This window comes from Pseudomonas emilianonis, from assembly GCF_023072625.1.
Lineage (GTDB): Bacteria > Pseudomonadota > Gammaproteobacteria > Pseudomonadales > Pseudomonadaceae > Aquipseudomonas > Aquipseudomonas paraveronii.
In genome coordinates, this window is sequence record NZ_JAKNRV010000354.1 from 1 (window position 1) to 5145 (window position 5145).

The window sequence follows — 5145 nt, forward strand, 5'->3', positions numbered from 1 at the left end:
TTGCCAATGTTCAGCTCGATGCGCGCACCGCGCTTGCCGCCCAGTTCCAGGGTCTGGCTTAACTTGAGCGTGGTGGTGCGGGTGTCGCGGCGGGTGTCTTCGGCATCCCATGAGGCCACCGGGTTGGGGATCAACCCCGCCTGCTGGCGACCGCCGCTGGCGATGTCGATCTCCCATTGCGCGGCGGCCAGGTCGGGGTTATTGGCGAAGGCGGTTTGCAGGGCGGCGTCGAGGCTCAGGGTCTGGGCGCCGACCCCTTGCGCCGTCGCCAGCAACACGACGATCGAGCACAGTAATGTTCTTGCACGAGTTGGCATAACGAGAGTTCCAGGCCCATGAAATGGCGGATAAATCCAAGCCGGGGCACTGTAACTTTCGGTACTTATCAGGGCGGTGGGGCGAACATTACAAATCCGTTAGCAAGGCTCAAGCATGGGATTCTTCGGGCCCGTCACGATGAAAACCGTCGCCCTCGACCTGCAGCGTGACGTGGGAAATATCGAATTGTTCATGCAGCAATTGCGTCACTTGAGCGAGGACCTGTTGCTCGACGCCCGGCACCGCGTCCGCCACCAGATGGCTGCTGAGCACGTTCTTGCCACTGGTGAGCGCCCAGATATGCAGGTCATGTACATCCTTCACGCCAGGTACGCCACGTATGGCCTGTTCCACACTGTCGATATCGATGCCGTCGGGCACACCTTGCAGCAGCACATTCATGCTCTCCTTGAGCAACACCCAGGTACGCGGTAACACCCAGAAACCAATTGCCGCCGCCACCACCGAGTCGACCCAACCCCAGCCGGTCAACATGATCACCACAGCCGCGATGATCACGCCGACAGAGCCGAGCATGTCACTCCAGACCTCCAGGTACGCACCTTTGACATTCAGGCTTTCGCCGCTGCCGGCGCTGAGCAGGCGCATGGAGATCAGGTTGACGAGCAGCCCCAGCACGGCGATCACCAGCATGCCGGTCGACTGGATCTGCGCAGGCGCCTGCAAGCGTTGATAGGCCTCATAAAGGATGTAGAAGGCCACCGCAAACAGCAGCAACGCATTGAAGGCCGCCGCCAGGATTTCAAAGCGCGCGTAGCCGAACGTGCGCTTGCGGTCTGCGGGGCGCTTGGCGATTTGGATCGCCACCAGGGAAATCGCCATGGCCAGGGCGTCGGTCATCATGTGCGCAGCGTCGGACAACAGCGCCAGGCTGCCGGTGATAAAGGCACCGATCACCTCGGCAATCATGAAGCTGCTGGTCAGCCCGAGGGCGATCCATAACTGGCGTTCGTGGCCGGCGCGTACCTGGGCGTGGTTGTGTCCTGCGCTCATGGAACATCCTCGTGGGGAGTGGTTCAGGGATCATAGAGCTATCGGCTAAATCCGCCGGCACAGGTTACAAATTTGTCATCCGCGCGCCAGCAGGCGGTTACCGTTGATCGCACCAAAACTCCCGACCTGAAGAGGGCAGCCCTCTTCCCCTATGAGTCAGTGGTGCAAAACGAAACGTGCGTCCAGCTTACCGAGCAACTCGAACGTGTTCATATAAGAGACTCCGACGAGTGAGCACACATTGGGAATGGTGTATTTGCGCTTGATATCGGGGTTATAAACTTCATGGGTTACGACCACTGCCCCCGTCGTCATAGCCTTGGCAATCAGCCACGGGTCTGCCCCTTCAAGAAACTCTTCAAGTGCGCCAGCCTTCATCAGCGGCGCCTGCTGCGCAATTTTGGCGACAATATGCCCAAATGCCGCTTGAGTCCGTTCATCACTGGCGTCTTCAAAGAGGTGGGCATTGCCCTTGACCCACTGGGTGAGGTCGTCATTGCCTTTGGCCAGTTCGTCCAGTACCGGTACGATACTGGCAACCTCCAAGGCCTGGTGTTGTTGAAGTATCCACGCCCAATAGCCTGGACAAATCGTCAAACCGTAATAACGATTTTTGGCCTCGATCAACGTATTCGAATCCAATAGATGCTTCATGCCGAGAGCTTCACCCCATATGCCTTCAACTTGGCAGGCTGTACACCCAGCAGTTTTCCGGCATCCCGTAACAAAATCCGTCCGCTCTTGGCTTCTGCCAGAACAGCCTTGCTTAACCGGGTGCTGTTCCTGGTTGCTGCGGTGCGGTAGTAGTCCCCTCCGCTGCAATCCTTATCTCGATAGGCCTGCAAGATCCGTCGGTAGTAAGCACCGTATTGATCGCTGCTGATGTAACCAAGATCACGCGCACGACGGGCAATGACGAGTGCGCTGACATGAAAACGCCCCGCCAAAGGCGCCAGGTTTCCTTCCCAGTAAATATCGCCGTCCCAGTACGCGCTGAAGACGATCCCCGGCGCAAGAAACTCGCCCGCCACGGCATTGCAGAACACTTCCTCCTGACCGGCACCTTGACTACCTCCATCGGACACACCTGTGCTACCGATCCAGATATGGGCAAGCTCATGCATCAGGGTAAAAAGCCGTGCAGAGGGTGCATCAGCACTGTTGATAAACACGACAGGCGCCATCACGTTACTGATCGCAAATCCTCGAAATTCGCTGACATCAAGTTTCCTGCGGGTATTGCCCAAGGCAACACCGCTGCGCATAACGAGAATACCGGCGTCTTCCGCGCCACTCACCAATGCCCGCATATAGTCTTCATAACTTATACGGGTAGGAGCATCAGTTATGCCCAGCACGCGACGAATATCGGCAACGACGTCCTTGATCGGCGAGCGACTGTTGAAGCTACCGACAAAGGAAAGCGGCGCTCGTTCATGATCCTGCAAATACTCCAGGTACCAGTCCTGCTTGCGCAACACATCCCTGACGGTGTCCATCAAATTCAGGCTGGGTTTATCGGGCAATACACCGCCCACCGTGCGCAGGTCCGGAAGTGGAAGATGCTCCTGTGGAGGCGCCTGGAGAAAGAGAAAACCAAAAGGAACATGCGCGATGGCAGCCCACTTTTGCGCCTGGTTAAAGGTGGGTAGGCTCCGGCCGCCCTCCCACTCCATGACCCTTTGCGTCTTGACCGTAAGCCCCTTGGCGACCTGAGCCTCAGACAGCCCCGCCCGCTGGCGAGACCAAGACAGGATGGAGGGGTTGATAAAGGCCGTCTGAGTCATGAAGTACTAGGTGCTAATCGAGGGTGGAGCTGACTATAGGAGTGGCTGCAATACCCGTCAATTGGTGGCCCTTAGGCCCCGTGAGTGCCTGCATCCACTGCGTGGCGCTTACTGAACAGCACCACACTCACCACCCCCACCGCGCCCATCACCACGCAATAGCCCACACAAATCCATGGGCTGGTCGGCATCAGTGCAATCAGGATCAAGGGCGTGGTGCTCGCCCACAGCGCGTAGGCGATGTTGTAGGTGAAGGAAATGCCCGACACCCGCACCGGCGCCGGGAACAGCCCGACCATCACCGACGGCACTGCGCCGACCACACCGCAGCTCAAGCCCGCCACGGCATACGCCGCGCCGAGCCAGACGCCACCGGCGATCAGGCTGGCGTATAACACCGCGATCCCCAGCGGCAGCAACAGGCTGTAGACCAGCACCGCGCGCCAGGCGCCGATGCGGTCCACCAACAGGCCGGCCAGGACGCAGCCGATGTTTAGGAACACAATGCCCAGCGCGCTCAGGGCGAAGGTGTGGCTGGGCGTCATGCCGAAGGTTTTCTGCATCATGGTCGGGGTGATGACCACCAGCACCACCACGGCGGAGGTGAGCACGCAGGTGAGGATCATCGCCGGCAGCAACACGCTGCGATGGTCGCGCAACACGGTGCGCAGCGGCATTTCGGCGGCGGCTTGGCGGCGCGCCTGCATTTCGAGGAACACCGGGGTTTCGTTGAGCCAGCGACGCAGCCACACGCCGATCACGCCGAAGACACCGCCGAGCAGGAAGGGGAAGCGCCAGGCGTAGTCGAGGATCTCCGCCGGGGTGAAAAGTTGCGCCAGCAGCGTGGCGGTCAGCGCGCCGAGCAGGTAGCCGAAGGTCAGGCCGGCTTGCAGGAAGCCCAAGGCGTAACCGCGGTGATGGGTCGGCGCATGCTCGGCGACGAAGGTCCAGGCGCTGGGCACTTCACCGCCCACCGCCGCGCCTTGCAGCACGCGCAGCACCAGCAGGATCAGCGGTGCGAAATAGCCGATCTGCGCGTAGGTCGGCATGATCCCGATCAGCAGGCAGGGCAAGGCCATCATCAGGATGCTAAGGCTGAACACGCGCTTGCGCCCCAGGTGATCGGCGAAGTGCGCCATCAGGATGCCGCCCAGCGGGCGCGCGAGGTAGCCGGTGACGAAGATCCCGAAACTTTGCAGCAGGCGCAGCCACTCGGGCATTTCCGGCGGGAAGAACAGTTGGCTGAGGGTCAGCGCGAAAAACACGAAGATGATGAAGTCGTAGATTTCCAGGGCACCGCCGAGGGCGGCCAGGCCCAGGGTTTTGTAGTCGGAGCGGGAAAAACGCTGCGCCTGTGCAAGCGAGGTGGCAGTCATGTTGAGGCTCGGCAGACAAACAAAATGGCGTGCAGATTATGAGCTGAGCCGGATGATGGCAATCGCGGAGGATATATTTGTTTTCCTCATTGATCGATGAAGATAACTGCATTCCCCTATCAATGGCCGTAGCGGAACATGGCGTAAAACTGTCAAAACCATAACAACTATAAGAGGAATGACTCGTGGCCGATGCTCTCGAAGAAAGCCGCTATGCCCGATTTGCCCTGCGCTGCTCCAATTTCGCCGAACGCTGGTTTCCTGACTCCTGGGTGTTTGCCGCCCTCGCCGTGATCATTGTCGCCGTGGCGACCCTGGGCATGGGCGCCGCGCCGAGCGAGGCCGCCAAGGCGTTCGGCGATGGGTTCTGGAGCCTGATCCCGTTCACCATGCAGATGGCCTTCGTGGTGATCGGCGGTTATGTGGTCGCCAGTTCGCCGCCTGCGGTGAAGCTGATCGACCGCCTGGCGCGCATCCCGAAGAACGGCCGCTCGGCCGTGGCCTGGGTGGCGTTGATTTCCATGGTTATCCAGTTCCTTGGCATGTTCGGCGTAGTTACGCCCGATACACACCACTTTTCCCACAGGGAAGTGGATGTTGGTGCCGTCGACATACTTGTGCTGGTAGCTCATGGAACGACTCCCTCAGGG

6 protein-coding genes are annotated in these 5145 nt (G+C 59.7%); 1 reads left to right on the top strand and 5 read right to left on the bottom strand.

Annotation, left to right across the window (positions count from 1 at the left end):
* From L9Z73_RS24870 to L9Z73_RS24890, 5 genes are all read right to left on the bottom strand, one after another.
* A partial coding sequence (locus tag L9Z73_RS24870) for a TolC family protein (RefSeq protein WP_247406729.1) occupies positions 1–317 on the bottom strand: 317 nt, incomplete at its 3' end.
* 109 nt (positions 318–426) lie between these two features.
* The gene (locus tag L9Z73_RS24875; RefSeq protein WP_247406733.1) at positions 427–1332 is read right to left on the bottom strand and encodes a cation diffusion facilitator family transporter; all 906 of its coding nucleotides are present in this window, start codon (positions 1330–1332) and stop codon (positions 427–429) included.
* Positions 1333–1488: 156 nt separating this feature from the next.
* Complete coding sequence (locus L9Z73_RS24880; protein ID WP_247406736.1) at positions 1489–1986, bottom strand: DUF4411 family protein; 498 nt, start codon at positions 1984–1986, stop codon at positions 1489–1491.
* On the bottom strand, positions 1983–3119 hold the full coding sequence (locus tag L9Z73_RS24885) for an XRE family transcriptional regulator (RefSeq protein WP_247406738.1): 1137 nt from the start codon (positions 3117–3119) through the stop codon (positions 1983–1985). Before L9Z73_RS24885 ends, L9Z73_RS24880 begins: the two co-directional genes overlap by 4 nt.
* Before the next feature lie 71 nt (positions 3120–3190).
* Complete coding sequence (locus L9Z73_RS24890; protein WP_247406741.1) at positions 3191–4495, bottom strand: MFS transporter; 1305 nt, start codon at positions 4493–4495, stop codon at positions 3191–3193.
* Positions 4496–4680: 185 nt separating this feature from the next.
* Here L9Z73_RS24890 and L9Z73_RS24895 point away from each other — a divergent pair.
* A partial coding sequence (locus L9Z73_RS24895) for a TIGR00366 family protein (RefSeq protein WP_247406744.1) occupies positions 4681–5145 on the top strand: 465 nt, incomplete at its 3' end.

Excerpts from the sequence above, each read along its gene's own strand:
- L9Z73_RS24875 (WP_247406733.1), bottom strand. The coding sequence starts at position 1,332 with ATGAGCGCAGGACACAACCACGCCCAGGTACGCGCCGGCCACGAACGC.
- L9Z73_RS24880 (WP_247406736.1), bottom strand. The coding sequence starts at position 1,986 with ATGAAGCATCTATTGGATTCGAATACGTTGATCGAGGCCAAAAATCGT.
- L9Z73_RS24885 (WP_247406738.1), bottom strand. The coding sequence starts at position 3,119 with ATGACTCAGACGGCCTTTATCAACCCCTCCATCCTGTCTTGGTCTCGC.
- L9Z73_RS24890 (WP_247406741.1), bottom strand. The coding sequence starts at position 4,495 with ATGACTGCCACCTCGCTTGCACAGGCGCAGCGTTTTTCCCGCTCCGAC.